The sequence below is a fragment of the Streptantibioticus rubrisoli genome (assembly GCF_024436055.1).
Lineage (GTDB): Bacteria > Actinomycetota > Actinomycetes > Streptomycetales > Streptomycetaceae > Streptantibioticus_A > Streptantibioticus_A rubrisoli.
The window spans coordinates 297,182-323,334 of the sequence record NZ_JANFNH010000003.1; the positions used below are offsets into that span (position 1 = coordinate 297,182).

The window sequence follows — 26,153 nt, forward strand, 5'->3', positions numbered from 1 at the left end:
CAGGGACGCGAGGACCACCCGTTCATCCGGCACGCAACGGAGCACCGACGGCGTGCATATGGCGTAGCGCCTGCGCGTACGACTCCACGAGCCCCGCCTCCGTGTACGCGATGCCGAGCCGCCGGCAGTGCTCGCGCACCAGCGGCTGCGCCAGCCGCAGATGCGGGCGCGGCATGCTGGGGAACAGATGGTGCTCGATCTGGTAGTTGAGCCCGCCGAGCAACCAGTCGGTGATCCGGCCGCCGCGTACGTCGCGCGAGGTGAGCACCTGGCGGCGCAGATGGCCCCACCGCTGCCCGTCCGGCATCGCCATTCCCTTGTGGTTCGGCGCGAACGAGCATCCCAGGTGCAGCCCGAACAGCGCGTGGTGCAGCACGGCGAAGGCCACCGCGGTCCCCACCGGCATCGCGGTGAGCAGCAGTGCCGTGTACCCTGCCAGATGCGCGGCGAGCAGCACGGCCTCCACAGCCCGGTCACGCGGCGGCCGCCGCCTGAGGTCCAGTACGGTCGCCAGCTTCAGCGCGAAGCCCTCCAGCAGCAACATGGGAAAGAACAACCTCGCCTGATGCTTCGCCAGGTACCGGGCGAAACCATGCCGCTGTACGGCCTGCGCCCGGGTCCACACCAGCGCTCCGACCTCGACGTCGGGGTCCTTGTCCACATGGTTGGGATTGGCGTGGTGCCGGTTGTGCTTGTCGTTCCACCAGCCGTACCCCATGCCCAGCAGCAGATCGCCGTGGATCAGCCCGAGCACCCGGTTCGCGGCGCGGCCGCGGGCTATCTGCTGATGGCCCGCGTCATGCCCGATGAACGCGGTGCGGCCGCTGAACACCGCGAGCGGCACGGCGAGCAGCACCACCCACCAGGAGCCGCCCGACAGCAGCACACCCGCCCATGTCGCCGCCAGGGCAAGGGCGTTGAACGTGATCGTGCGCACGTAGAAGCCGGTGCGGCGGTCCAGCAGCCCGCGCTCCTTGGCCAGCCGCAGCAACGGCGCGAACTCGCTTCCCCCGACACAGGGGGGCGCGGCGAGAGTGGGCATGCGGAACTCCAGGTGGGGGAGGGGAAGCCGACCCCTAGAACCTAGGAATCCGCAGTCGCCCGAACCATGGAGTCACCACCCGGCCGCTCCCGGGGGAGTGCTCCGCCCCGCACCCGGGGGACAACCCCCGTACGCCTCCGGGGGATCGCCGCACACGCTGCGCGGTCACGGAAGTCCGCCGGAAATGCGGTTGCCGCCCGACGCGGGCTTGCCTACGGTTGTTCCTGGCCCCGTTGTCGTCGATCGGAGAAGGCCGTTGCTCTACTGAGGTCCCAGCAGACACCGCGACCGCGTATCTCGCGCGTAGCCGTGTGCGACCTCAGCCATGAGCCAGCCCTCCGCGTGCCAGGGCGTTCCCTTTGAGCGTTGCCGCCGTTCGCGGTGTCTCCATGTGTTGCCCAATCGCACTCCAATGAGCAACCAGGAGGCCCCATGCCCACCGCGTCCTGCTCCATCAACACCGCCGACCTCGACTTCACCTGGCCCGACGGAACCACCGTGTTCAACGGCTTCCAGATCGCCTTCGGCCCCGGCCGCACCGGCCTGGTCGGCCTCAACGGCTCGGGAAAGTCAACCCTGTTGCGGCTGCTCGCGGGCGAACTGACACCCACCGAGGGCACCGTGCGTGTCACCGGCGCCGTGGGTTACCTGCCGCAGAACCTCACCCTCGACACCGCCGTGCGGGTGGACGAGGCCCTCGGTATCCACCGGATACGGGCCGCCCTGCACGCCATCGAGCAAGGTGATGTCGGCGAACACCACTTCACCACGGTCGGCGACGACTGGGATGTCGAGGAGCGCGCCCGCGCCGCCCTCGACGAGCTGGGGCTCGGCCGGATCGGCCTCGACCGCACCGTCGGTGAGCTGTCCGGTGGCGAGTCGGTGCTGCTGCGGCTCGCGGCGCTGCTGCTGCGCCGCCCGGACGTCCTGCTGCTGGACGAGCCCACCAACAACCTCGACCTCGCGGCCAGACACCGGCTCTATGACGCCGTCACCGGCTGGCGCGGGGTGCTGGTCGCCGTCAGCCACGACCGGGAGCTGCTGGAGCGGGTCGACCAGATCGCCGACCTGCGCGGCGGCGAAGTCCGCTGGTACGGCGGCAACTTCACCGCCTACGAGGCGGCGCTCGCCGTGGAACAGGAGGCGGCCGAGCGCATGGTGCGGGTCGCCGAGGACGACTTGCGGAGGCAGAAGCGAGAACTGGCCGAAGCCCAGGTGAAGTTGGCCCGCAGGGCCCGCTTCGGGCAGAAGAAGTACGACAGCAAACGCGAGCCGCGCGTCGTGATGAACGAGCGCAAGCGCCAGGCCCAGGTCTCCGCGGGCAAGTACCGCATCACGCAGACCGAGAAGGTGGCCGAGGCCAGGGCCCGCCTTGACGAGGCCGCCTCGGCGGTACGGGACGACGACGAGATCCGCGTCGACCTGCCGCGCACCGCGGTCCCGCCCGGCCGCACCGTGGTGACCCTGCGCGAGGCCGAGCTGGTGCACGGAGCGCTGGCCCACCTGGAGCTGCGCGGCCCGGAGCGCGTCGCGCTGGTGGGCCGCAACGGGTCCGGGAAGTCAACCCTGTTGCGCACCGTCGCCGGAATCCTGGCACCGGCGGCGGGCGAGGCGCTGGCGCACGTACCCGTGCGCTATCTGCCGCAGCGGCTGGACGTACTGGACGACGCGCTCACCGTGGCGCAGAACGTCGCCCGGTTCGCGCCGACCGCGGACAACAACGTGGTCCGGGCCCGGCTCGCCCGGTTCCTGTTCCGCGGCGCCCGCGCCGACCAGCCGGTCGGCACACTGTCCGGGGGCGAGCGGTTCCGGGCGGCGCTGGCCGCGCTGATGCTCGCCGAGCCCGCGCCGCAGCTGCTGATGCTGGACGAGCCGACGAACAACCTGGACCTGGCCAGCGTCCGCGAGCTGACCAGGGCGCTGGAGTGTTACCAGGGCGCGCTGATCGTCGCCAGTCACGATGTGCCGTTCCTACGTGGCATCGGGGTCACCCGTTGGCTGCGGTTGGACGGTGAACTGACCGAAATCGATCCGATGTGATCGACAGACGGGGTTTGCGGCGGCCGACCGCGTGCCAGACATGGGAAAGGCGAACGCAGGAGGCCGCACATGCCCGTCATCGAACTCTCCGCCGAGGTCCGCGACGCCCTGCGGCGCGCGGCCCCGGTGGTCGCCCTGGAGTCGACCATCATCTCCCACGGCCTGCCCCGGCCCCGCAACCTACGCGTCGCCACCGAACTGGAGGCGCTGGTCCGGGACGGCGGAGCGGTCCCGGCGACCATCGCCGTACTCGACGGCGTACCCCATGTCGGCCTGAACGCCGCCCAGTTGGAACGGATCGCCAGCGACACCGCGCTGCGCAAGCTGGGCCATCGCGACCTGGCGCCCGCCATCGCGACCGGGGCCAGCGGTGCCACCACCGTCTCCGCCACCGCCTTCCTCGCCGCCAGAGCGGGTCTGCGGATCTTCGCCACCGGCGGACTGGGCGGTGTGCACCGCGACTGGACCAGCACCCAGGACGAGTCGGCCGACCTGCGGCTGCTCGCCCGCACCCGGATCACCATGGTGTGCGCGGGGGTGAAGTCCATCCTTGACGTCCCCGCCACGCTGCAACGCCTGGAAACCCTCGGGGTGGCCGTCCTCGGCTACCGCACCACCACCTTCCCCGGCTTCTACCTGCACAGCTCGGGCCAGCCCGTGGACTGGACGGTACGGGAACCGGCCGAGGTCGCCGCCGTGATGCGCGCCCAGGACGCGCTCGACGGCCCGGACTCCGCCCTGATCGTCGCCAACCCGGTACCCGAGGACCAGCAACTCGACCCCCGGCTGCACGACCAGGTACTCAACGAAGCGCTGAACGCCGCGGCCAGCGAGGGCGTCACCGGCCAGGCCACCACCCCGTACCTGCTGGACCACCTGGTGCGCCACACCAGCGGCGCCTCGCTGGAGGCCAACCTGGTCGCGGTGCGCGGCAACGTGACGCTGGCCGCCGCCATCGCGGGCGCCTGGGCCGGTGGCCGGTGACACGGGGACTGCTGGTGATCGGCGAGGTGGTCACCGACATCGTGGCCCGGCACAGCGGAGCGCTCGCCCCGGACACCGACACCCCCGCCCGGATCGCGGTACGCCCGGGCGGGGCCGGGGCCAACGCCGCGGCCTGGGCGGCGCGTTGCGGCACCGACGCGCGGCTGCTGGCCCGGGTGGGAGCCGCCGACACCGCATGGCACCGGGACGCGCTGCTCGCCGACGGCGTGCGGCCGGTACTGCGCATCGACCACCACCAGCCGACCGCCGTGGTGATCGCCCTGGTGGACGGCGGCGGCGAACGCACCCTGGTCACCGACAGCGGCGCCGCCGTCCACCTCGGCCCCGACGACTGGGACGACCAACTGCTGGACGGCGTGGGGCACCTGCATCTGTCCGGCTACCCGCTGTTCGCCGCGACCGGTCGACGGCTGGCCGCGCTCGCCATCGCCCGGGCCCGGCAGCGCGGTGTGACGGTCAGTGCGGATCCGGCGTCCACCGGCTTCATGGCCCGCACCGGGGTGGGCGTGCTGCGCGCCACCCTACGCGGCGCCGATCTGCTGCTGCCCAACGCGGCGGAGGCCCGGCTGCTGACCGGCCAGCGCCAAACGGCCGACGCCGCCTGCGAGTTGACCGGGGAGCACCACACCGTCGTGGTGACTCTCGGCGCCCAGGGCGCGCTCGTCGCACGGCGCGGCGCGCCCACCGTCCGCGTCCCACCGGTGCCCAGCACACCGGTGGACACCACGGGCGCCGGTGACGCCTTCACCGGTGGCTTCCTGGCGGCGCTGCTGCACGGCGCGGACCCGGTGGAGGCGGCCGCCGCCGGATGCCGAACCGGCGCACAGGCCGTCGCCACCGTGGGAGGGCGCCCACCCGATCGGCTAGCGGGAGAACAGCCCGACACCCTCCGGCACCGGACGCTCGGCCCCGCCTGACGGATGGTTGCGCACCGTCACCCGGTGGCTGCCCGGCGCGCGGGCCACCAGCGTGGAGGAGCCGCCGCCGTCCAGGTCCACCGCGGACTCGGCGCCGAGCTGCCGCATCACACTCGCCAACTCCGCGATGGTCAACCCGGCATCCCGTTCCGCGTCGCCGTCCAGCGCCAGCAGATACAACCGGCGCCCGCCCGCCCCGAATCCGGCCGCCGAACGGGTCGCCGCGACCACCGCGTCAAGACCGGCCAGCGGACTGCCACCGCGCAGAACCGGGAAGCCGCCGACCGCGAACCGCAGCCCCGCCGCGCCCGACAGACCGTCGCTCAACCGCACCCGGGACCCCGGCCGCAGCCGCCGCAGCGCCCGCGCCCCACCGTCCCGACCCACCAGCACGAAGCCGTCCCGCGGCACCGCCCCCGCACCAGGCCTGCTGGACACCGCGGTCACCCGGCCGCCGCGAACCGTCACCTCATAGGCCTCCCGACTGCACCTGGCCGCCCGCAGCCGGTCCGTACCGCACACCGCCCGCTCCCGGGAGACGGTTCCCCAGCGCGAGGTGTAGACGCCGACCCCGCCCACCGGCAGCGCGTACTGGTTGAAACCGCGCAGTGGAATCGTTCCGTCAGCGGTGGAGACCGATCCGCTGAACGTCAGTCGGGCCAGCCGCGCCACCCGGTTGTCGCCCACCGCGATCACATCCCGGGTCGAGGTGCCCGGTGGCAGCGGCGGACCGAAGCGCTGACCGTCCGGCACCGCCGCCTTGACCGGCACCCCGTCCTCCACCGCCGGGCCGACCGCCGCGCCGGTGGCGACCACACCGGGGTGCTGTACCTCGCTGATGTCGAAGAAGTCCCCGTTGACCCCGGCCACCGCACCCCGTGCGTCGGCCATCGCGGAGAGCGGCTCCCGGGCCGCCACCGCGCCCGGCGTCAGCAGGTCCACCGACACATGACGGTTAGTCAGGTCCGCGATGAGCAGATGCCCGTACACCGTGCCGTGCGAGGCGCGCACCGAGAACTCCTCGTACCGCACCCCGGGAGCGATCACCCCTTGCGCACCGGCCCGCAGACTCACCGCCGGAGCGGCCTGCGCCGTACTCGTCCCGGCCTCCGCCAACAGCGCGCCGCATGCGGCGAGTACCGCCAAGGCAGTACGCAGTCTTCGCGGTCGCGGTCTCATGATGCCCCCTGAGGTCGGCTTTCTTGTCACTTCCGCAATAGATCCTGCCGCCGATCGAATGGTTCGCGGACTCATGGCATGTCACCACGCTCTCCGGCAACACGAGGGATACGGACACTGTCTGTTCGAGGAACTCCGCACCGACTGCCCTACTTTTGAGTGCTGTTGGGGGAAGGAGGCCAGCGTCGAACACCGTGCAACGTTGGACAGGCCGAACTGTACGAGAGTTCCGGCGGCACCCAGGGCACGCGGAGAACGGTGCGCCCTGCGCTGCGGCACTTGAGGGGAAAATCCCGTGGTACGGCTGCGCCGTACCACCGGTTGAGCCCTAGCGGTTCCTGCGGGTCACCAGTTCGGCCAGCGCCAGGAGGTCCCCGGCGGCGACGCCGTCGGGGACGACTGCCGACAGATGGTCGATGGCTCCCGCCATCCGGTCACAGGCCTGCGCCTGAGCCCAGTCACGGCCGCCCGCCCGCTCGATGGCCTCCGCCGCGCGGACGACGTCATCGGTGGACAGCGGATCACCGCCGACGTAGATCCGGGCCAGCTCGGCCCCGGCCAGCGTCCCCGAACGCAGCGCCGCCACCACCGGCAGAGACTTCTTACGGGCCGCCAGGTCAGCCCCGACCGGCTTGCCGGTGACCACCGCGTCCCCCCAGATGCCGATCAGGTCATCGATCAGCTGGAACGCCAACCCCACCTGGCGGCCGAAGGCGTCCAGTGCGTCCGCTGTCGTGTCATCGGCACCGGCGTACAACGCACCCAGCGCACAGGCGCACCCCAACAGTGCTCCGGTCTTCGCCTCGGCCATGGCCAGGCACTCGTTGAGCGAGACATCCGCACGCCGCTCGAACTCGGAGTCCGCGTGCTGGCCGTCGCACAGTTCGATGACGCACTCGGCGAGCCGGGTCGCGGCCCTGTTGGCCGCCGGATGGGTGTCCTCGGTCAGCAACCTGAACGCCAGGGCCTGAAGGGCGTCACCTGCCAGGATGGCGTCGTCGGTGCCGAACACCGCCCAGGCCGCCGGACGGTGGCGGCGGGTCGCGTCGCGGTCGATCACATCGTCGTGCAGCAGGGTGAAGTTGTGCACCAGCTCCACCGCCGCCGCGGCCGGTGCCGCCGGACCGGGCTGGCCGCCGAGCGCATGCGCGGCGGCCAGCACCAGAGCTGGACGGATCGCCTTGCCCGCGTCGCCGTACGCCGGGGAGCCGTCGGCGTTCAGCCAACCGAAGTGGTACCCGGCGATACGGCGCATCGACTCGGGCAGCGACCCAACCGCCGTACGTAACGCGGGATCCACGGTGAGCCGGGCACGGGACAGTATCTCCGCGGCCTCATGGCCCTCTCGGTCGAGCGTTGACATTCCCATGCTTGCCACACCTCGATTTCGTCAGTGACCGCTGGGATGGGAAGACCCTCAACTATGGGCGCGGGCGACCTCCACGTTCTCCAGGATGCCGATGGCGTCGGGGACCAGGATCGCGGTCGAGTAGTAGGCGCTCACCAGATAGGAGATGATGGCCTTTTCGTTGATGCCCATGAAGCGCACCGAAAGACCCGGCTCGTATTCGTCGGGCAGCCCGATCTGGTGCAGCCCGACGACGCCCTGATTGTCCTCGCCGACCCGCAGGACGATGATCGAGCTGGTGTGGCCGCCGTTGATCGGGATCTTGTTGCACGGCAGCAGCGGCAGTCCGCGCCAGGACGGCACCGCATGACCATGGAAATCAATGCTGCCCGGATAGATGCCGAGCCGGTTGCACTCCCGGCCGAACGCGGCGATGGTCTGCGGATGGGCCAACAGGAACTGGGGGTTACGGCGCCGACTGATGAGCTCGTCGAGATCGTCCGGGGTGGGCGGGCCGGACCGGGTGTGAATCCGCTGGCTGTAGTCGGCGTTGTAAAGAAGCCCGAAATCACGGTTGTTGATGAGTTCGTGCTCCTGGCGTTCACGGAGCGCTTCGATCGTCAGCCGCAACTGGTGCTCGACCTGGTTCATCGGGTGGTTGAAGAGATCGGCGACCCTGCTGTGTACCCGCAGCACCGTCTGGGCGACGCTCAACTCGTACTCGCGCGGCGAAAGTTCGTAGTCCACGAAGGTGCCGGGCAGATCCGGCTCGCCCTCATGGCCGGACGCCAGATGGATGGCGGCCTCACCGTGTTTGTTCTTCGCCAGTTGCGTTCCGCTCAGGAACCGCTGGATCTGTTCCCGCAGCGATTCCGACTGTTCGGCGATCGCCCGGAAGTCCGCCTTCGGCAACCCGAGCACTGTCACCGGAGTCACGGCCTTGGCGGTGAACTCCCAACTGCCGTCGTCCTGCGCCAGCATTTGGTTGCCGAAATGGTCGCCGTCCGCGAGTACGCCCAGCACGGCCTGTTCACCGTACTTGCCCGTGCCGATCTTGTTCACCTTGCCGTGCACGACCAGGTAGACCTGATCGGCGGGCGCCCCCGCCTCCGTGATGACCTGCCCGGCGGCGAACTCGTGTTGCGTGAACCGATCGGCCAGCGCGTTGAGCACATCCATGTCGTCGTAACCGCGCAGCACCGGCAACTCACCGAGTTCTTCGGGGATCACCCGGGCCTCGGAGCCGCTCTGGATGAAGGTGATACGTCCATCGCCCACCGTATAGGTCAGCCTTCGGTTCACCCGATAGGTACCGCCGGAAACCTGGACCCATGGAAGTACGCGCAGCAGCCACCGCGAGGTAATGCCCTGCATTTGCGGTGCGGACTTGGTGGTGGTCGCCAGGTTCCGTGCCGCAGCGGTGCCAAGGCTCAACTGCGTTCGACCATTTGGTGAAGGAGCGCTGCCGGATACCCCACCTGATTCAACGCCAACGCCAGCATCGACCGACATCGAAAGTCCCCTCCCCTGAACTCATGTGGCCTGCAAATCAATGGTGACGGTCAGTTGCAACGGTTGTCATCACACGTTCAGGTGAAACGACGGTACAGTTGCGCGATTCGTGGTGCGCCCCCGTACGCCCCTGCTCAACGGCACCGCACAGCGCCTCGTCGGGGCCGGTGCGGAAGCGGTGTAGGAGGTTCCGTGTGGTGGGAACGACCGCGTTATGAAGGCGATGAATGAGAACGGAAATGAGGCGATCGATGTGGTTGCGGAATCGGCCGATCGGCGTGGCCCGAGCGTTGCGGTCTTCACCCTCGGCGGAACCATCGCGATGACCGCGGACCCAGCGACGGGAGCCGTGCGTCCCGCGCTCTCCGCCCGCCAACTCCTCGACTCCGTACCAGGTTTGACGGAACTCGGCGTGTCGCTGAGCGTGCGCGACATCCGCAACCTGCCCGGCGCCTCGCTGTCACTGGCCGATCTGGACGCCCTGCACGCCGCCATCGAGGCGGAGGCGTCCGGCGGCGCCGACGGCGTCGTGGTCGTCCAGGGCACCGACACCATCGAGGAGACCGCCTTCTACCTGGACCTGCTGCACCGGTCCGCCATCCCCGTCGTCGTCACCGGCGCGCTGCGCAACCCGACGCAGCCCGGCCCCGACGGCCCGGCCAACCTGTACGCGGCCGTCGTCACCGCGTCCTGCCCGCGGTTGCGCGGCGCGGGGTGCGTGGTGGTGCTAGGCGACGAGATCCATGCCGCGCGCACGGTCGCCAAGGGGCACAGCACCAGTCCGGCCGCGTTCACCTCCCCGGGCTCCGGCCCGCTCGGCCTGGTGGCCGAGGGACAGGTGTGGCTCCACCACGGTCTGCCGTACCGCACCGCCGGGCGGCTGACTGGTGACGTGGTCCGTGACGACGTCCGGGTGCTGCTGCACACGGTCACCCTCGGCGACGACGGCCTGTGGCTGGAGCTGCTGCTGGACGGCGCCGTGGAGCGGTGCCATGGGCTGGTCGTCGCCGGGTTCGGCGTCGGCCACGTGCCCGAGCGGCTGGTGGCGCCGCTGGAACGGCTTGCGGCGCGGATCCCCGTGGTGCTCACCTCGCGTACCGGAGCGGGACCGGTGCTCGCCGCCACCTACGGCTTCCCCGGCTCGGAGCGCGACCTGCTGTCCCGGGGGCTGATCCGCGGCGGTGACCTCACCCCGCACAAGGCCCGACTGCTACTGCACCGGCTGCTGGCGACCGGGAGCCAACTCCCGCAGATCACCGCCGCGTTCGAGGCGATCGGTCGGCGCGGTTGAGCGGGTGCCGGTCGGCTTCCGGCCGGGCGGTCGCTGATGACGATGACCGTCCGCCGTCCGACGCCCCCGGGGGCGCCGATATCCGAAACGTTCCGTCCCGGCAAAGTCCCTGACCCCCCGTCAGGGCTAAGACTGCTCCGGCGGGATGGGTGGCATGCCGCGTCATTCCTGGTGATTTACCACATTTCCTGCCTTTTTCGAGGTAGTAACGGGTCCGTGCCCCCTAGCGTCCGCATGCTCCTCGTGCTGTCCGTCACCGTCGCCGCCAGCGCCGATGTGGCCCTGAGCGGCCCCGCCAGCCATGCCGTCGCGCACGCGGACGCGGCCGTGCCCGTGGCCGTGTCCCAGGCGAGGGCCAAGCCGCACAGCACCCGTTTCGAGCCGACCGTCGCCAACCCGACCACGGCCACCGCGGCGCAACTCGCCACCGGCACCAGGTCCGCCGTGCTGTCCAGTCGGCTCGTGCCCCGCTCGACGGCCGCCCAGACCGGCAAGCCCATCAGCCGGAGCGTGGTGATGGCGCGGGCCCAGAGCTGGATCGCCGAGGGCGTGCCGTACAACCGCAACGCGTACAACAGCGACAGCAACGGAACCTATCGGCAGGACTGTTCCGGCTTCGTGTCCATGGCCTGGAGCCTGCCGTCCAGCCAGGCGAACAACTACGGCGAGACCACCGGCACGCTGACGAACTTCGCCACCGAGTTGAACTCGCTGGACGACCTCCAGCCGGGCGACATGCTCGACAACATCTCAACGCACGTGGTGCTGTTCAAGGGTTGGGCCGACGCCAACCGCACCACGGCCATGATCCTGGAAGAGGCACACTCCGGCACCACCGCCCGCGAGGACGACCACTTCTACACCCGCAACTACCTCTCCACCCACCGCTACCGCCCCTACCGCTACAACAGAATCCAGGACGCCGCGCCCCCGGACGTGACCGACCCGGACGACGATCCCGGGCCCCTGGCACGCGGACGGGGGAGGGGAGCGAAGTAGCGAGGACGTGCGCATGCCGGGACCTGATCATGGTGATGATTCCAGGCGGACGACGACCATGGCGATGTCGTCGCCTGCGCCGCCGGTGAGGTCAAGGCGGGCGAGCAGGGTGTCGGCAAGGTGGTCCGCGCCGAACCCGGTGCAGGTGGCGAGCGCCGAGGTCAGGCGGGTCAGGCCGACTTCGATGTCCTCACCGCGGCGTTCGATCAGGCCGTCGGTGTAGAGGATGAGCGTGTCGCCGGGGGTGTAGGTCGTGGTGGCCTGGGGGCGGGGGACGTGTTCGGGGCGAGCGCCCAGCGGCGGGTCGGTGGCCTGGTCGAGCAGCACGCAGGTGCCGTCGGGGTGCAGCAGGATGGGCGGGGGGTGGCCGGCGCTGCTGTAGACGAGCAGGCGGTTGTGGCAGTCGATGAGGACTTGGACGGCGGTGGCGGCCAGCGCTCCCTCGACCGAGCGGGCATACAGCCCCAGAGCCTCCAGGGCCTGGGCGGGGCCGTGGACGGTGCGGGTGGCGGCGCTGAGCGCGCTGCGCAGCATCCCCATCACGGCGGCGGCACTCAGGCCGTGGCCGACGACGTCCCCGACCGCCACGGTGAAGCGGTCGTGGGGCAGATCGACCGTGTCGTACCAGTCGCCGCACACGTTCAGTGATCCGGACGCGGGCAGGTAGCGCACGGCGACGTTCGGGTGCTGGGCCAGGTCGGGGGTGTGGAGCATGGCTTCTTGCAGGGCGATGGCGATGCGCCGCTCACGCGCGTGAGCCTGCCGTAGCTCCTCGTTCAACCGCTGCAGCTGCCGCGCCCGTGCGTACAACTCGGCTTCCATCGCCGCTGCCCGGCCGGACCGGCCTGACGGCGGGTGCGTCAGGCGGCGGGCGAGGACGACGTCGGTCATGTCCTCGGACCGGTGGACGATCCATGCGACCTTTCCGTCCGGGCCGAGGATCGGCACGTTGATCGCGGTCCACCACTGCTGCTTGAACACTCCGGGGTGGCCGGCGATCGGGGTGTCGTACTTCTGCATCGCCATGTGGTCGGTCTGACCGGAGGAGAGGACCCGGTGCAGCGAGGCTTTCAGATTCGCCACCCCGTCGGCCTGCGGGTCGGCGGGGTTGTCGGGGAAGGCGTCGAAGAGGTACTGCCCGACCAGCTCGGCCCGGCTTCGACCGGTCACCTCGCAGAAGGCCAAGTTGGCGTCGACGATCACCAGGTCCGTGCCGAGCACCAGGCACGGGCTCGGAATTGCGGCGAACACCGCCGAGTAGTCGGTCTCCGGTGCCCTCACACGCTTGTCCCTGCCAGTTCCCCCCAGGGAACCCTCCTCATCAATCTACGAAACGCCCAGCCCCGGCGCGCGCCGAGTGCGCTGTTGGGCACGGGGCAGCGCACTTGTCTCCGCTCGGGTCAGTGTGGACACAGACGAAGTTGTGGATACAGACGAAACAGCACCGATGCGGCAGGGCAGCGGACCTGGCCGTGCTCAGACGCCTGCGGAACTGGCCGTGGGTTCGGCATTGGCGGGTGGACGTGAGAACGGGAGAGGCTGCTCGGTCCAGACAGTCTTGCCGTCGCGGGTGTAGCGGGTGCCCCATCGGTCGGTGAGCTGCGCGACCAGGAAGAGGCCGCGGCCGCCCTCGTCCGTGCTGCGGGCCCGGCGCAGGTGTGGGGAGGTGTGGCTGGCGTCGGACACCTCGCAGGTCAGGCTCTGTGTGCGGATGAGCCGCAGTGTCACGGGGCCAGCGGCGTAGCGGTAGGCGTTAGTCACGAGCTCGCTGACGACCAGTTCGGTGGTGAAGAGCAGGTCCGCCAGCCCCCACTCGGTCAGTTTCGCCGTGATCAGCTCGCGAGCGCGGGCGGCGGCTGTCGCCTCCATGGGAATCTCCCAGGTGGCGACGTTCGTCGGCGGGAGCACACGGGTACGGGCGACGAGCAGTGCGATGTCGTCGGTGGGTTGATGCGCCGCGGGCAGCAGGGCGTCGACCACAGCTTGGCAGGTGTGTTCCAGCGGCTCGGCGGGGTGGGCGAGCTTCTCACGCAGGTCGGCCAGTGCGGCCTCGATGTCGCCGTCGCGTGCCTCCACGAGGCCGTCGGTGTAGAGGGCGAGCAGGCTGCCCTCGGGAAGGTCGAGATCGCATGCTTCGAAGGGCAGTCCGCCCAGGCCGAGCGGTGGGCCGACGGGCAGATCCGGCACGGTCACCGTGCCGTCCGGCGTGGCCACCGCCGGTGCGGGGTGCCCGGCGCGGGCCAGGGAGCAGTGCCGGGAGACCGGGTCGTAGACCGCGTAGAGGCAGGTCGCCCCGACCACCTGCTCAACGGCCGACGGGCGCCGGTCGGCGTTCGACTCCTGCTCCGCGGCGAGCAGGCTGACCAGGTCGTCCAGCCGGGCCAGCACCTCGTCGGGTTCCAGGTCGAGGCTGGCCAGGGTGTGCACGGCGGCGCGCAGGCGGCCCATCGTCGCCGCCGCGTGGATCCCGTGTCCGACCACGTCTCCCACGACGAGGGCGACGCGGGCCCCGGACAGCGGGATCACGTCGAACCAGTCACCGCCGATGCCGGGCTCGCCCCTTGCGGGAAGGTAGCGATGGGCCACCTCAAGGGCCGACTGTTCAGGCACCTCGCCGGGCAGCAGGCTGCGCTGCAGGGTGAGGGCGGCGCGCTGCTGCTGGGTGAAACGGCGGGCGTTGTCGATGCAGACGGCGGCGCGTGAGGCGAACTCCTCGACCACCATCAAGTCGTCCTCGTCGAACGACTGGGACCGCCGCGACCGCCACAGGCTCACCACCCCCAGCACCACGCCCCGTGCCCTCAGCGGCACCACGATCAGCGAGTGCAGACCCACGCCCATGGCGTGCTCGGCCCGCGCCCCCTCCAGGCCGTACCACCGCGGGCGCAGCGTCACCTGCCGTTCCAGGATCGGCCGCCGCTCGGCCAGGCTCCTCGCCTGGGGCGATTCCGGTGCCAGTGGTACCCGCTCACCCACCGCGTACGCGAAGCCGCAGGGTTCGGGGGCCCAGGCCGTGCGGACAACCGGCGTCGCGGTCCCCTCGTGGCACGGCTCGTCGCCGACGAGGACCGGTTCCAGCAGGTCGACCGAGGCGTGGTCGGCCGGACCGGCAACCGCCAACTCGGCCAGTTCCCGAGCGGTCTGCCGCACGTCGAGGGTGGTTCCGATCCGCGCGGCGGCATCGTTGAGCAGCGCGAGCCGACGCCGGGCCCGGTAGCGGTCGGTGACGTCCTCGATCGTCTCGGCCACGCCGAGGATCCGGCCGGAGGAGTCCTCCATCCGGAACGCCGAGGCGGACACCACCCGCTCCCGCCCAGGGTCCTTGCACATGCGGCAGGACTGCTCAGTGAAGATCGACGGCTTCCCGGTATCCAGCACCCGTCGCACGCGGTCGACCGCGGCCTGGGCGTCCTCGCTGACGAGCACTTCACCGGTGCGGGTTCCCACCAGTTCCCCAGCCGGGATATCGCCCACCTTCTCCACCGCACGGTTGACCCGCACCAACCGCAGATCCGGATCATGGATGATGAGACCGATCGGCGACCGGTAGTACAGCCCGTCCAGCAGCGCCCGGTCCCGCTGCCAGGAGATGACCTCCGCAGCTGGCGCACCCACCAGGGACCACTCACGGACGCTCGCGCCACGCTTCACGACCCGGGCCCGGAATCCCATCTCCACTCGCCGACCATCACGGTGCCGGAGGGGCATCACCCCGAACCAGCCCCCCGCCTTCACGCTCTCGGCAGCAGCGGCTCGAGCGGTCGGCAGGTCGTCGGGATCGATCAGGAACTCCTGCCAACGCCGCCCGATCGCCTCGTCGGCCGGGAACCCCAGCAGTTCCTCCGCGCGGTCACTCCAGCCCACGACCGTGCCGTTCTCGTCGAGCACCGCAGAGGCGGCACGGTACAGGGAGAACGGATCTTCGGGACTCTCGCTGAACAACAGCGCCGATGTGCCCATCGCCACCACCTAGAACGCACGGGCCGTGGTTTCGATGTTCCTACGGCAGGTGTGCTTTTGCGACCGCCCAGATCAACAAGGGCGGGGCCGGACTGTCTGGCGGTGGGAATCAGCGACACTGCTCCTCCCGGCGGTTCGGCGCCCAAACGGCACCGCCTATGCCGGGCAGCGGCGGCTTTCGCCTGTGCCACTGAGAGTCCTACCGGTAAGGATCACGACTGTGCGTGATCGCTTGGGCCTGTCCGGGCGACCACTGGCGACCGGTGTGCCCCTCACCTGACATGGAAATTGGCTTGGCGTCGTACGACCGCTCGGTCAGACTGCACCGGTAGCTGATGAGCCGAGCCCGTGGAGACTGCTGGTGCTGACCGACGCGGAGGTCGAGTCCTTCGTCGCGGACGGTTTCGTACGCGTCCCAGGCGCTGTGCCCCGGGCCACGGTGGAGGAGTGCCGCGCGCAGTTGTGGGAGGCGACCGGCTGTTCCCCCACCGATCCCGGGAGCTGGACCGAGCCGGTCGTGCGGATCGGCGGCTTGGACACCCCGGCGTTCCGCGAGGCGGCCAACACCCCCGCGCTGCACGCGGCCTATGACCAATTGGCGGGAGCGGGGCGTTGGCGCGCCCCCCTTGGGCTGGGTACCTTCCCGATCCGCTTCCCGAGCGAGAAGGCCCCGGGGGACGACGGCTGGCACCTCGACGCGGGCTGGGCGGCTGAGACGGGTGAGTACAGGGTGAGCCTGCGCTCGCGGGGGCGCGCGCTGCTGATGCTCTTCCTCTTCTCGGACGTCGGCCCGGACGACGCTCCCACCCGCATCCGCGTCGGCTCGCATCTCGATGTGCCGCCGCTGCTCGCCACCGCAGGCGAGGAGGGCGGGGCATGGTTCCCGTTGTGCGCGCAGGCCGCTGCGGCCTCGGCGGGCCGCCGCGAGGTGGCCGCCACCGGCAGGGCGGGGGACGTGTTCTTGTGCCACCCGTTCCTCATCCACGCCGCCCAGCGGCACGGCGGAAGCACGCCCCGGTTCCTCGCCCAGCCACCGCTGGAGCCGATGGGACTGCTCGATCTGGACAGCCCCGCGCCGTCCCCGGTCGAACGGGCGGTTCTGGCTGGATTGCGCCGACCTGACGGCCGGGACAGCTCCTTGTCCGTCCGGCATACCCCTGCCCGACAGCCCTGACCGCTGTGGGCAGGCCTGGAACGGCGTTGGTGCAGGTCACCTGGAGGGCCGGGGTCCGGCGGCGCGGCGGAGCCGGTTGGCGATCGCCAGACCCAGCCCTTCCTCCACCGGCAAGGACGCGACGATGAGGTCGCAGCCTTCCTGGTCGAGTTCGCGCAGGAACCCGTACAGCCCGCGCGCGTAAGCGGCCATCGAACCGGGGACCGTCACCACGGCGTGCGCCTTCACCGGGGTGCCTGCGAGGGAGGGGGGAAGAAAAACGCCCACCCGGTGCCCGAGCTCCTGCGCGAGCTCCGCTTCGGCGACGACTTTCTCGGGTTCGACGAGGACGACCCGCGCCCGCGGCGCGTAGTGGGAGGGATGCTGCCCCGGTACCCGAACGCGGCTGGTGGAGGGGACCGCAAGCGGGCGCCCCAGCACCGCTTCAAGGTCCTCGCGCGTCACCCCGCCGGGCCGAAGGACGCTCAAAGCGTCGCCCGTGGCGTCGACGATGGTCGACTCGACGCCGACCTGGCAGGGGCCACCGTCCAGCACGAAGTCGACCGCATCACCGAGCTCCGTGCGGACGTGGGCGGCCGTTGTGGGGCTGACCGAGCCGAAGCGGTTGGCGGACGGGGCCGCCACACCGCCGCCGAAGGCCGACAGCAGCGCGAGCGCGACCGGGTGGTCGGGCACGCGCACGGCCACCGTCTCCAGTCCACCCGTCGCTTCCAGAGGCACCCGGCGACCGCGCCGCAGGACCAGCGTCACAGGCCCCGGCCAGAAGCGTTCAGCCAACAGGCGCGCGGCAGGGGGCACTTCCTCGACCCAGTCATCCAACTCCTCCGCGCCGCCGATGTGAATGATCAGCGGGTGGGAGGGCGGGCGCCCCTTGACCTGGAAGACTCGCGCGACCGCAGCGGGATCCTCGACTCCTGCGCCCAGGCCGTAGACGGTTTCGGTCGGGAAGGCCACCAGACCCCCGGCGCGCAGCACACCGGCCGCCGTCGCAATGTCACTGCTTGTTACTGTTGCGGACACCCGCACAATCCCCTCAACGCTTCGCCGTCCACGTTCCATCTTCGCTTCGCTGTCCACGTTCCATCGTCCCATCGGCGCATAACGACGAACCAAGTCTGACGACACCGCGTAAGCCCGGGACGTGTGGTCGCGATGCCGGTGATTCCTGTGCCCACTGGACCGTAAAATGTGACGCTACGTCAGTTGACGCGAGGGCGGCCGACCGGCCCGCGCACCATCGACCTCCAACGGCATCATCGAGCGTGACTTCACCGTCAACGGGGTCCCCGGTGTCCTGTGGTCTCCCGAATCCAGTGCGGACCGTGCGCCCCTGGTCCTGATGGGCCATGGCGGCGGCGGAAGGCCCGATCGTCGTCCGCTACAACGACCACCTGGCGAAGCTGGCCGTGTCCGAGTACCACGCGCTGCTGGACGCACTCCAAGAGCTCCCCCGGTTCGAGGCCGACAGCGCCGTCCGGTTCTTCGCCCGGCACCTCGGCAGCGTGGTCACCTCGCCCGCCTGACGTGGGTGGTTGTGGTGTTCCGGCTGGACAGCCGGAACACCACAACGGCTAGCTCAGCCTGCTCGGGGGAGGCGTCATGGGTTGGCGGGACTCGCCGCCTCCGGGAAGGCGGACCCGGTAGCTGCGCGGCGCAGTCGGGTGCCCGGCCGGAAGACGGCCTGGGCAGCGTCCCCCGGGGGACGGTACCGGGGGGACAGTACCCCGTACTGCGGTGTGCCGGATCCAAGCGTGGGACGTACTGTGCGGTCATGACCGATGTATCGATGCTGACCTCTGACGAAGCCCTGCGCATGTTGCTGGACGGGAACCAGCGGTTCGTCTCGGGTGCGCCGCAGCACCCGAACCAGGACGCCGCGCGCCGTGCGGAGACCACACCGGTGCAGCGTCCGTTCGCTGTGCTGTTCGGATGTTCCGACTCCCGCCTAGCCGCCGAGATCATCTTCGACCGGGGGCTGGGGGACCTGTTCGTGGTCCGTACCGCTGGCCATGTGATGGGGCCCGAGGTGCTGGGCAGCATCGAGTACGGCGTGAGCGTGCTGGACTGCCCCCTGGTCGTCATCCTGGGGCATGACGCGTGCGGGGCGGTTGCCGCCGCCCGTACCGCCCTGGAAGACGGTGTCGGCGCCAGCGGCTATGTGCGCGATGTCATCGAGCGCGTCACCCCCAGCGTCCTGGCCGCGCGTGCCGCCGGGCTCACCGAGGACGACGACATCATCGCCGAGCACGTACGACACACCGGGGACCTGCTGTTGGACCGTTCCCGGGTCCTCGCCGACCGGGTCAAGGCGGGGCAGGCCGCGGTGGTGGGCCTGGCCTACCGGCTGTCCGACGGCAGTGCCCGCATCGTCGCTTCCGCTGGTCTCAACGCCCCCGTGTCCTCCGCGTCCTGACCCCGCGCACCACCGCGCCGCTTCCCGCAGGCCGAGGCTCGTCTGCCGATATCCCCGGCGGGGGTTTCAGCGAAAAGGGCAAGAAGATCCGGGCCTCGGCGGTGGTCGTCGCCACGTGAAGGGCGGCCTTCGCCCACCTCCCGTCGAGCTGCTGCACCTCGCGCCCCGGGGCCCGGACCCGATGCCGCCTTGTCGCACACCAGGCAGCGCACCGACCTCTCCCGGTACGCCAGACAGCAAGTCGCCGTCGTCGGCGGCGGCCAATCAGCCCTGGAGAGCGCCGCACTCCTCCACGAGGCAGGCGCCAGTGTCCATGTCCTCGTGCGAGGCGCCCGCATCCGCTGGGGCGAAAGACCGGTACTCCACCGTCCTCTCCCGCCCAGCCCGCCGCAGTGCCCGTCGTCCTGGGCGAACTCGCCACGCGGCTGGGCGTGTTGGGTCGAGGGGCAGTCCGTAGCCCCCGGGGCCGCCTGTGTTCGCGCCCCCGTTCCCCTAACGGGGTATCACGGTGCCGGCGATGCGAGGTTTGCCTTCACCGGCCGCGTTCCAGGTGTCCATGAACACCTGGTAGTGGTGGCCCGGGATCAAGCCGTCGACGTGGGCTGTTCGTGCTGTGGGCAGGTAGCCGATGATGCGCGAGTACACGGCGGGGGTGTCCTGGTCGTATATCCACACGGCGTAGCGGTCGATGGTGTCGGTGTGCGGTCCGGTGGGTGGGGTCCAGCTCACGTCCACCGTTCCCGCGCCTGCGGTCGCGGTGACTGTGAGGGGTGGTGGGGCGGTGGTGGGGTGGGCTACTCCGGTGACCGGGTCCGACCACGGGGATCTCGGTCCCGGTCAGCGGTCCAACGAAGGTGACCTGCCAGTTCTGCTGCTGGGCCCACTGCCACAGCCGGTACCGCCAGGTGTCGTCGCCCTCGAACCCGTTGCTGATCGAATCACCCACGACCATCACATGGTGCATCGCGCCGCAGCCCAACCCACCCGGGTCGCTCGGGCCGCTGCCACAGCCCGGCCCGGCGGAGCTGGAACCGCAGCCCAACCCACCTGGGTCGCTCGGGGTGCCGCCGCAGACCGGGTCCTTGACCCAGTCGTTGACCAGCGCCGTGTAGATCCCGGCCAGAAAGGCCTCGGCCATCTTCTGGTAGCCCTGGTCGCCGGGGTGAACCTCGTCGACCAGATCGCTGGTGGTCACCGCGGACAGGTCGACCAGGACCAGGTGGTCGCCCCGGGCGATCCGGTCGTCGACCATGCGGCGCATGCCGGAGTTGAAGGCGTCGATGCGGGACTGGACGGCCGGGTCGGTGGACGGCGGCAGTGTGCCCACCACGATCGCGGCGTCCGGCGTTCTGGTGAGGATCTCGTCGATCAGCCCGCCCAGCCGCTGCCGCGCGTTGGCCACGTCGACGTTGCCCAGCATGTCGTTCGTCCCGGCCAGCAGGGTGACCACGTTGGGGCGCGGGAAGGCAGGTTGTGGATCGGTGGCGCCAGGTGGTGGAGCTGCGGCTTTGTGCGTGCCGCTGTGTGCGCTGGCAGGCGGGTGTGGGGGGACGAGGACGATCTGCTGGTTGGCCACCCGGTGGCGGAGCTGGTCGATGGTGAAGCTCGGCCAGCCCTCGTTGGCGGTGTCCGGGATCCCCCGCCCATCGTGTCGGCTGCCGACCAGGTCGCGCTCGGAGAGTGAGGGCCACAGCGGGGCCAGGGCCGGTGAGTCGCCGGGGAGATGGCCGAAGAGCGAGTCCGAGGTCATCTTGCCCAACCCGTCCTGGATCTCGCCGCGGAAGCCGGATCCGTTGCTGCTGCCTGCTCCTTGGGTGAGGTCGTCGCCCAGGGGCTCCAGCTTGATCTCCTCGGGCGGCTGCTCGCCCGCGGCGCGCATCCGGCCTATCCCGACCACGCGGTGATCCGAGGGGGGCTGGAACTCGCCGACGAGGAAGGCGTCGCCGAGATTGACGTTAAGGTCGTCGGTGACAAAGAAGTCGTACCTGCCGCCGTCGTTGTGGGTGGCCACGCCGACGGGCGTGTTGATCGTAAAGGTGGCGGGCGGGAAGTTCTGGTTCTGGGAGAGGACGTCGGGCTCGCGGTTGAAGTCACCGCCGACCGTCCATTGGTAGTCCACATGCCGGGTCCGCCCCCAGTCATCCACCGCGGTGTCGATGGCGTTCACCAGCACGGCGGAGTCGTTGCCGCGTGGAGACAGGCCGTGCACGGTGAAGTACCAATACCGGCCGTAGCGCACACCCAGCGCGATCCGGCCAGCCTCCACCGGGTTCTGCACCACGTTGACCTCATCCGGTGTCCCGTCGACCACTATCGCCAGGTTGACCCGGCCACCCTGCCCGTTTTGGGTGAGCGCGAAGTAGACGTCGCGGAAGTCCGCGCGGCCGTCGCCCTCGCCGTGCGAGCCGCCGCCGCCCACGTTCCAGCGGTAGTGCTGGATGGCGTGGTGCGTGACGGTGCCGTCGCGGCCCACCGTGATCCGGTCCAGGGCAGGCAGTGCGTCGGCCGAGGCGGCCGGACCCGGCCCGACCTCCTGGAGCATCACGATCTGTGCCTGCCGGGCATAGGTCCGCACGTTGTTTTGCCACTTGTTGGTGTTCGATCCACTTTGATTGGCGCCGTCCATATTCCAGGTGATCAGCGGAGTGCTCGCCAGCGGGCGGTCCGCGGCCACGGCCGTCCCGATCGGCACTGTCACCACCGCCACGACCGCCGCGAGCAGGGCGAGGACCACACTGGTCGCCCAGGTTCGTCGCGCGCGCGGCCACCCGGCTCGCCTCGGCGCCCCGCCGTTGCCCCGCCGGTCCACCGGTTGCCGCCGCTGCTCAGGTAGCCGTCCACCGAACCGGTGCCGTCCGTGGCCAGGTGGTTGCCGCCGTTGCTCACCACGGCCAGCAGGGCAACCCCGCGGCGCGTCCTGGGCAGTGGAGAAGGCCGCCCGTACCCGCGCCGCCACCGCGGCACATAATGATCTTTTCAAGGGAAACTCCTCGGAAAGTGGAAGGTTGTCGGCTTGCGACGAAGCCGAATACCTGAGCGGTGGTCACTGCGGCCGTCCTCGGCGGCCGCGGGCAGAGGGGGCAGTCGCGAGGGCGCCGGTCGAGCGGGCCGAGCGGGTCGAGCGGGCTGAGGGGCCGAGGCCACGATCCGGGCCTCGTCTGCGCTCGGCTTGGTGTGCGGCGGTCGAGCGTGACAGCTGAACTCGACTGCCCGTTGCCTTGGTTGACGGAGCCTGGTTGCGGTTCGTGGCCTTCGCGGCCGGTATGGCTGTTTGCCTCTGCTATCGACTGGCCTCGACACCCGCGTCGCAGCTCCCCCTGTCCCCAGTAGTGCCCTCGGTAGCGGTGTCCGAGCGGCTCAGTGCGCTCGAAGGTCGTCGTCTGGATGCGCGCTGCCCGGGTCAGGGCACCAGGACGATGCGGTCGCCGGGGGCGGTTGGGGTGTGCCACGCCTGCTCGACCCGGGCCAGCGGGATGGGCACGGGGTTCACGGCCAGCGTCCCGGAGGTGATTTCCGCGGCGAGGGAGGGCAGTTCGGCGACGATACCGGTGGTGGTCACGGATCCTTGGCCGCTGCCCATGATGGTCAGGTTGGCGGCGCGCAGCAGGTATGAGGGAAGGGTGATGTCCGGGCCAGCCATGGAGCCGATGTGGATCCAGGCCAGGGGCTTTGAGCGGTCGGTGCGGGCGTTCAGCAGTGCGGGTATGGCCTGCTGGGTCGGTCGACCCCACAGATAGTCGATGACGACGTCGACGTCCGCAGCCGCCAGCCCGAGTTGGTCTGCGACGTCCTTGTCGTCGCCGTCGAGTTTGACCACCTCGTCGGCGCCGAGGCCCTTGAGCAGATCGAGGCGCTTCGGGTCGCGGCCGGCGCCGACCACGCGGACGGCGCCGAGGTGTTTGGCGATCTGGACGGCGAGTTGACCGGCGTTGCCGGTCGCGCCCAGGACCAGTGCGGAGCCGCCGGGCTGGAAGGAGTGGCGGCGGCGTAGCGCCACCCAGGAGGACATGCCGGGGTTCATGGCCGCGGCCACCGCGATCGGGTCGGCGTTGGCGGGCAGGGCGATGGCCCGGCGGCGGTCGACGACAGCCTGCTCGGCCATGGTGCCCAGCGCGGTGTCGGGGGCGATGAAGTAGAGAAGTTCACCCTCCGGGGTGCGGCCGACCGCGTCGAAGCCGGGGATCAAGGGCAGACTGCCGTCAGAGGTGTAGTGGCTGCCCTTGGCGGCTGAACGCACCCTGGGGTGCAGTCCGGCTGCCAGCACGTCAACGAGCGTCTCGTGCTCTCCCGCGGCGGTGGGGGTGGGGAAGTCCTCGAAGCGGGGCGGGGTGCCGAAAGAGCGAACAACGGCGGCGTACATGGTTGGCCTCCTGGGGTCGGGCGGACCCGCATATAGTTGGTGACACGTACTACCTTCCTTCCGGAAGGTAGTTTGTGTCACGAACTAGGTCAAGCGGAGAAAGCCACCATGCCTCCCAGTCACAATCCGGATCTGGCCGACGCCCCGCAGAACACCATGGACGCCCTGGTCCAACTGTCGTTCCTGATCCAGGGTTTGCTCACCCGCGTCGCGTCCGACCACGACCTCTCCCTCATCCAGATCCGCCTCCTGGGCGTCCTGCGCGACCGCCGACCCGGCATGCTCGAACTCGCCCGTCACCTGGGCCTGGACAAGTCCTCCATGACCGGCCTGGTCACCCGCGCCGAGAAACGCGGCCTGGTCCAGCGTCTGCCCTCACCCCACGACGGCCGCTCCGTCCTGGTGAGCCTCACCCCCGCTGGCCAGCGGCTCACCAAGCGGATCACCGCCGAGGTCGACCAGCAGATCACCGCCCTGACCACGTCTCTGACCGCAACGGAACACACCCACATCCGCGCTCTGGCGGCCAAACTCCTGCACGCAGCCGCGACCAGCGATGCCGCTCAGTGAATGCCGCGGTTCTGGGAAGTCGCAGTCACGACTGAAGACGCGGCCCACAAGCGGTGCCGCTCCGCCACACGGCCAATTCATCGCGGCTCGGCGGATCCCAACCAACCCAGAGCCACTGCCAATTACTCTCGCTGTCGTGGACCATCTTCACTGCGCCCCCGTAGAGGCAGAACGGAGCGAGCAGCCAGCATCGATCCAGTACGCGACGTTCACGACCCCCTCCACCGTTACCAGTTGGTGACCACGCCGTCACCAGGGCACCAACAACGTGCGCACGCAAGGTGCGTAAGCGACCCGGGCCCTCACCGGCGGGAACAGCCTTGGCGGTACGGATCGGTGAGGGGGCCGGGCGGTGGCAGGGAAGGCAGTTGGCGTGCTGCGACCAGATCTAGACGGCTCACGGCTCTACACGTGACTGGCGTCTGACCGGTTCACAGGGCTCCGGCGTCTCGGGCGGTCCAGACGCTCGGATAGATCGGGCGGAAGCCGAGGTCGCGGCGGATCTTCTGGGTGGACATGATCCCGAGCCACGGGTCGGGGTCGGTCCGGGTGTGCATGTCGACGGGCAGTTCGGCCCCGTTGAGCTGGTGCAGGTCGACCGCCGTGACGGGGGTGTCGTCGGCGATGTTGTGGATGGGGCCGTTCACCGCCGGGGCGTACAGCAGGCGCAGCAGCCCCTGGGCGACGTCGGCGTGGTGCCCCATGTGCAGCCGCTGGGTCGGCGCCCAGTGCGCGGCCCAGCGCAGGGAGTCGGCGAGGTGCGGGTCGCCCTCGCCGTAGACGAAGGGGAGACGGCCGATCCGCAGGTCCAGGCCGTTCGGGCCGTCCAGGGCGAGCAGTTCCCGCTCGGCCGCGGCCTTGGACTCGGGGTAGGCGCCCCACATCGCCCCGCCGGGCCGACTCTCGTCCTCCTCGACCAGCGGGCGGCCGCGCCCTGTGCCGTACACGAGCCCGGTACTGACCTGCACGAACCGCCGCACACCCGCGGCCCGCGCGGCCCGGCCCAGGGCCACAGCCGCGTCCCGGTTGACGGCCTTGGCCTCCTCGTCGGGCACCCCGCGGAACGCGGCAGCGACGTTCACCACGGCGTCCACCCCGGCGACGGCCTTGCCGAGCACGTCGTCGTCCCGCAGATCGCCCAGCACGACCTCGGCGCCGAGGTCGGCGAAGCGGTCCGCGCGGGAGGCGTCCCTCAGCAGGACCCGTACCCTTTCCCCCGGCCGGGTCTGCGCCAGCAGCCGGGGCACGAAGCGCCGCCCGACCTGCCCTGTCGTACCGGTCACCAGTGTCAGCATGGTCATCGTCTCCTCGCTGTTTCCGTTTGCACCACCACCCTCGGGCGCAGCGAGGGCGTCCGGAAGAGACCTCCCGATCGGGGGATCGACAGTCCCTGGATAAGCCGGGCGGGCTGCCGCAGGCTTGAGGGGTGGTGAACCGACCCGAACTCGCCGACTTCCTGCGCCGCGGCCGTGCCCGCCTGGACCCCGCCGACGTGGGCCTCGCCCCGGGTGCCCGGCGCCGTACGCCCGGCCTGCGGCGGGAGGAGGTGGCGTCGCTGGCGGGCATGTCCGTGGACTACTACACCCGCCTCGAACAGTCCCGGGGCCCGCGCCCGTCCCGGCAGATGCTGACGGCACTGGCCCGCGCGCTACGGCTGACGGACGACGAACGCGACCACCTGTTCCACCTGGCGGGCGAGGAACCACCGCGCCGCGACAGGACATCGGCTCATGTCCGCCCCGGTCTGCTCCTGATGCTGGACCGGCTGTACGACGCGCCGGCGCTGGTGGTGACGGACTGCGGTCAGGTGCTGGCGCAGAACGCGCTGTCGCGGGCGCTGACGGGCGACGTACTGGCCCGCCCACCGCGCGAACGCAACCTGGTGCGCCGCTTCTTCCTGGACGGGGCGGGACGCGACCTGTTCCCCCCGGAGGACGTACCGGAGCTCGCGCGCCAGCACGTGGCGAACCTCCGCGCGGTGGCGGCGTCCCGTCCGGACGACCCGGAACCGAGCGCGCTGGTGGCCGAACTCCGCGACGGCAGCGAGGAGTTCGCACGCCTCTGGGCCACCCACGAGGTGGCGGTACGCCGCAGCTCGACCAAGCGCTTCCGCCACCCGGTGGTGGGCCTCCTGGAACTCGACTGCGAGATCCTCCTGTCCGCCGAGCACCGCCACCACCTCGTCCTCCACACGGCCCGCCCGGGAACGGACTCGTACGAACGGCTTCAGCTGCTGAGGGTGGTGGGCTTGCAGGACATGACCCCGCAGGGGGCGGCCGGTTAGAAACCGAGGCTCCTCAACTGCTCGGAAGCACGCGGCCGATCCTTGGCCACCTTCACGTG

General features: G+C 70.5%; 20 protein-coding genes and 2 pseudogenes. 11 read left to right on the plus strand and 11 right to left on the minus strand.

From position 1 onward, the window contains the following. Positions 1-22: 22 nt before the first annotated feature. A complete protein-coding gene (locus tag NON19_RS06275) occupies positions 23-1,042 on the minus strand; it encodes a fatty acid desaturase family protein (RefSeq protein WP_255925620.1) in 1,020 nt (339 codons plus the stop codon). A gap of 432 nt (positions 1,043-1,474) precedes the next feature. On the opposite strand from NON19_RS06275, the gene NON19_RS06280 reads away from it, so the two are divergent. The 3 genes from NON19_RS06280 to NON19_RS06290 all read left to right on the plus strand — a co-directional run bounded on the left by NON19_RS06280 (position 1,475) and on the right by NON19_RS06290 (position 5,004). Further along, positions 1,475-3,082, plus strand: coding sequence for an ABC-F family ATP-binding cassette domain-containing protein (locus tag NON19_RS06280; protein WP_255925621.1), 1,608 nt, complete (start codon positions 1,475-1,477; stop codon positions 3,080-3,082). Between the two features lie 69 nt (positions 3,083-3,151). After that, positions 3,152-4,066, plus strand: coding sequence for a pseudouridine-5'-phosphate glycosidase (locus NON19_RS06285; RefSeq protein ID WP_255925622.1), 915 nt, complete (start codon positions 3,152-3,154; stop codon positions 4,064-4,066). Further along, entirely contained in the window at positions 4,063-5,004 is a 942-nt protein-coding gene (locus tag NON19_RS06290) for a carbohydrate kinase family protein (RefSeq protein WP_255925623.1), read from the plus strand. The genes NON19_RS06285 and NON19_RS06290 overlap by 4 nt, the downstream gene beginning before the upstream one ends. Here NON19_RS06290 and NON19_RS06295 read toward each other — a convergent pair. The 3 genes from NON19_RS06295 to NON19_RS06305 all read right to left on the minus strand — a co-directional run bounded on the left by NON19_RS06295 (position 4,951) and on the right by NON19_RS06305 (position 9,043). Beyond that, complete coding sequence (locus NON19_RS06295; RefSeq protein WP_255925624.1) at positions 4,951-6,183, minus strand: phosphodiester glycosidase family protein; 1,233 nt, start codon at positions 6,181-6,183, stop codon at positions 4,951-4,953. The genes NON19_RS06290 and NON19_RS06295 overlap by 54 nt on opposite strands. A 328-nt stretch (positions 6,184-6,511) precedes the next feature. Further along, positions 6,512-7,552, minus strand: a complete 1,041-nt coding sequence (locus tag NON19_RS06300; RefSeq protein WP_255925625.1) for a family 2 encapsulin nanocompartment cargo protein polyprenyl transferase — start codon at positions 7,550-7,552, stop codon at positions 6,512-6,514. A 48-nt stretch (positions 7,553-7,600) separates the two neighbouring features. Beyond that, positions 7,601-9,043, minus strand: a complete 1,443-nt coding sequence (locus tag NON19_RS06305; RefSeq protein WP_255925626.1) for a family 2B encapsulin nanocompartment shell protein — start codon at positions 9,041-9,043, stop codon at positions 7,601-7,603. Positions 9,044-9,266: 223 nt separating this feature from the next. On the opposite strand from NON19_RS06305, the gene NON19_RS06310 reads away from it, so the two are divergent. Both NON19_RS06310 and NON19_RS06315 read left to right on the plus strand, forming a co-directional pair. Then, positions 9,267-10,334: an asparaginase gene (locus NON19_RS06310; protein WP_255925627.1), complete on the plus strand. Its 1,068-nt coding sequence runs from the start codon at positions 9,267-9,269 to the stop codon at positions 10,332-10,334. Between the two features lie 216 nt (positions 10,335-10,550). Further along, the gene (locus NON19_RS06315; protein ID WP_255925628.1) at positions 10,551-11,333 is read left to right on the plus strand and encodes an NlpC/P60 family protein; all 783 of its coding nucleotides are present in this window, start codon (positions 10,551-10,553) and stop codon (positions 11,331-11,333) included. Positions 11,334-11,360: 27 nt separating this feature from the next. Here NON19_RS06315 and NON19_RS06320 read toward each other — a convergent pair whose 3' ends face one another. Then, positions 11,361-12,614: a SpoIIE family protein phosphatase gene (locus NON19_RS06320; protein ID WP_255925629.1), complete on the minus strand. Its 1,254-nt coding sequence runs from the start codon at positions 12,612-12,614 to the stop codon at positions 11,361-11,363. A 195-nt stretch (positions 12,615-12,809) separates the two neighbouring features. Further along, entirely contained in the window at positions 12,810-15,293 is a 2,484-nt protein-coding gene (locus NON19_RS06325) for a SpoIIE family protein phosphatase (protein ID WP_255925630.1), read from the minus strand. Positions 15,294-15,657: 364 nt separating this feature from the next. Here NON19_RS06325 and NON19_RS06330 point away from each other — a divergent pair, with 364 nt between their 5' ends. Next, a complete protein-coding gene (locus NON19_RS06330) occupies positions 15,658-16,467 on the plus strand; it encodes a phytanoyl-CoA dioxygenase family protein (RefSeq protein ID WP_303653412.1) in 810 nt (269 codons plus the stop codon). A 36-nt stretch (positions 16,468-16,503) separates the two neighbouring features. On the opposite strand, the gene NON19_RS06335 is transcribed toward NON19_RS06330, so the two are convergent. Beyond that, on the minus strand, positions 16,504-17,526 hold the full coding sequence (locus NON19_RS06335; RefSeq protein ID WP_255925677.1) for an L-threonylcarbamoyladenylate synthase: 1,023 nt from the start codon (positions 17,524-17,526) through the stop codon (positions 16,504-16,506). Positions 17,527-17,813: 287 nt separating this feature from the next. On the opposite strand from NON19_RS06335, the gene NON19_RS33330 reads away from it, so the two are divergent. The 3 genes and pseudogenes from NON19_RS33330 to NON19_RS06350 all read left to right on the plus strand — a co-directional run. Next, the gene (locus tag NON19_RS33330; protein WP_308213659.1) at positions 17,814-17,990 is read left to right on the plus strand and encodes a hypothetical protein; all 177 of its coding nucleotides are present in this window, start codon (positions 17,814-17,816) and stop codon (positions 17,988-17,990) included. A 248-nt stretch (positions 17,991-18,238) separates the two neighbouring features. After that, positions 18,239-18,880: a carbonic anhydrase gene (locus NON19_RS06345; protein WP_255925632.1), complete on the plus strand. Its 642-nt coding sequence runs from the start codon at positions 18,239-18,241 to the stop codon at positions 18,878-18,880. A 189-nt stretch (positions 18,881-19,069) separates the two neighbouring features. Then, positions 19,070-19,174 (plus strand): annotated as a pseudogene (locus tag NON19_RS06350) (hypothetical protein); the annotation flags it as partial. 198 nt (positions 19,175-19,372) lie between these two features. On the opposite strand, the gene NON19_RS33590 reads toward NON19_RS06350, so the two are convergent. The 3 genes and pseudogenes from NON19_RS33590 to NON19_RS06360 all read right to left on the minus strand — a co-directional run bounded on the left by NON19_RS33590 (position 19,373) and on the right by NON19_RS06360 (position 23,240). Continuing rightward, on the minus strand, positions 19,373-19,615 hold the full coding sequence (locus NON19_RS33590) for a fibronectin type III domain-containing protein (RefSeq protein ID WP_372514005.1): 243 nt from the start codon (positions 19,613-19,615) through the stop codon (positions 19,373-19,375). A 400-nt stretch (positions 19,616-20,015) separates the two neighbouring features. Further along, positions 20,016-21,506 (minus strand): annotated as a pseudogene (locus NON19_RS33335) (GDSL-type esterase/lipase family protein); the annotation flags it as partial. A 774-nt stretch (positions 21,507-22,280) separates the two neighbouring features. Then, a complete protein-coding gene (locus NON19_RS06360; RefSeq protein WP_255925637.1) occupies positions 22,281-23,240 on the minus strand; it encodes a quinone oxidoreductase family protein in 960 nt (319 codons plus the stop codon). Between the two features lie 108 nt (positions 23,241-23,348). Here NON19_RS06360 and NON19_RS06365 point away from each other — a divergent pair, with 108 nt between their 5' ends. Beyond that, positions 23,349-23,810: a MarR family winged helix-turn-helix transcriptional regulator gene (locus NON19_RS06365; RefSeq protein WP_255925638.1), complete on the plus strand. Its 462-nt coding sequence runs from the start codon at positions 23,349-23,351 to the stop codon at positions 23,808-23,810. 431 nt (positions 23,811-24,241) lie between these two features. Here the strand turns inward: NON19_RS06365 and NON19_RS06370 are convergent, their stop codons facing one another. Further along, positions 24,242-25,105: an NAD-dependent epimerase/dehydratase family protein gene (locus NON19_RS06370; protein ID WP_255925678.1), complete on the minus strand. Its 864-nt coding sequence runs from the start codon at positions 25,103-25,105 to the stop codon at positions 24,242-24,244. Between the two features lie 134 nt (positions 25,106-25,239). Between NON19_RS06370 and NON19_RS06375 the strand changes: the two genes are divergently transcribed. Continuing rightward, the gene (locus tag NON19_RS06375) at positions 25,240-26,094 is read left to right on the plus strand and encodes a helix-turn-helix transcriptional regulator (RefSeq protein ID WP_255925679.1); all 855 of its coding nucleotides are present in this window, start codon (positions 25,240-25,242) and stop codon (positions 26,092-26,094) included. Positions 26,095-26,153: the final 59 nt, after the last annotated feature.

Excerpts from the sequence above, each read along its gene's own strand:
- NON19_RS06305 (WP_255925626.1), bottom strand. The coding sequence starts at position 9,043 with ATGTCGGTCGATGCTGGCGTTGGCGTTGAATCAGGTGGGGTATCCGGC.
- NON19_RS06325 (WP_255925630.1), bottom strand. The coding sequence starts at position 15,293 with ATGGGCACATCGGCGCTGTTGTTCAGCGAGAGTCCCGAAGATCCGTTC.
- NON19_RS06370 (WP_255925678.1), bottom strand. The coding sequence starts at position 25,105 with ATGCTGACACTGGTGACCGGTACGACAGGGCAGGTCGGGCGGCGCTTC.
- NON19_RS06295 (WP_255925624.1), bottom strand. The coding sequence starts at position 6,183 with ATGAGACCGCGACCGCGAAGACTGCGTACTGCCTTGGCGGTACTCGCC.
- NON19_RS06280 (WP_255925621.1), top strand. The coding sequence starts at position 1,475 with ATGCCCACCGCGTCCTGCTCCATCAACACCGCCGACCTCGACTTCACC.
- NON19_RS06285 (WP_255925622.1), top strand. The coding sequence starts at position 3,152 with ATGCCCGTCATCGAACTCTCCGCCGAGGTCCGCGACGCCCTGCGGCGC.
- NON19_RS06365 (WP_255925638.1), top strand. The coding sequence starts at position 23,349 with ATGCCTCCCAGTCACAATCCGGATCTGGCCGACGCCCCGCAGAACACC.
- NON19_RS06300 (WP_255925625.1), bottom strand. The coding sequence starts at position 7,552 with ATGGGAATGTCAACGCTCGACCGAGAGGGCCATGAGGCCGCGGAGATA.
- NON19_RS06345 (WP_255925632.1), top strand. The coding sequence starts at position 18,239 with ATGACCGATGTATCGATGCTGACCTCTGACGAAGCCCTGCGCATGTTG.
- NON19_RS06360 (WP_255925637.1), bottom strand. The coding sequence starts at position 23,240 with ATGTACGCCGCCGTTGTTCGCTCTTTCGGCACCCCGCCCCGCTTCGAG.
- NON19_RS06310 (WP_255925627.1), top strand. The coding sequence starts at position 9,267 with ATGAATGAGAACGGAAATGAGGCGATCGATGTGGTTGCGGAATCGGCC.
- NON19_RS06335 (WP_255925677.1), bottom strand. The coding sequence starts at position 17,526 with ATGGAACGTGGACGGCGAAGCGTTGAGGGGATTGTGCGGGTGTCCGCA.
- NON19_RS33330 (WP_308213659.1), top strand. The coding sequence starts at position 17,814 with ATGGCGGCGGCGGAAGGCCCGATCGTCGTCCGCTACAACGACCACCTG.
- NON19_RS06275 (WP_255925620.1), bottom strand. The coding sequence starts at position 1,042 with ATGCCCACTCTCGCCGCGCCCCCCTGTGTCGGGGGAAGCGAGTTCGCG.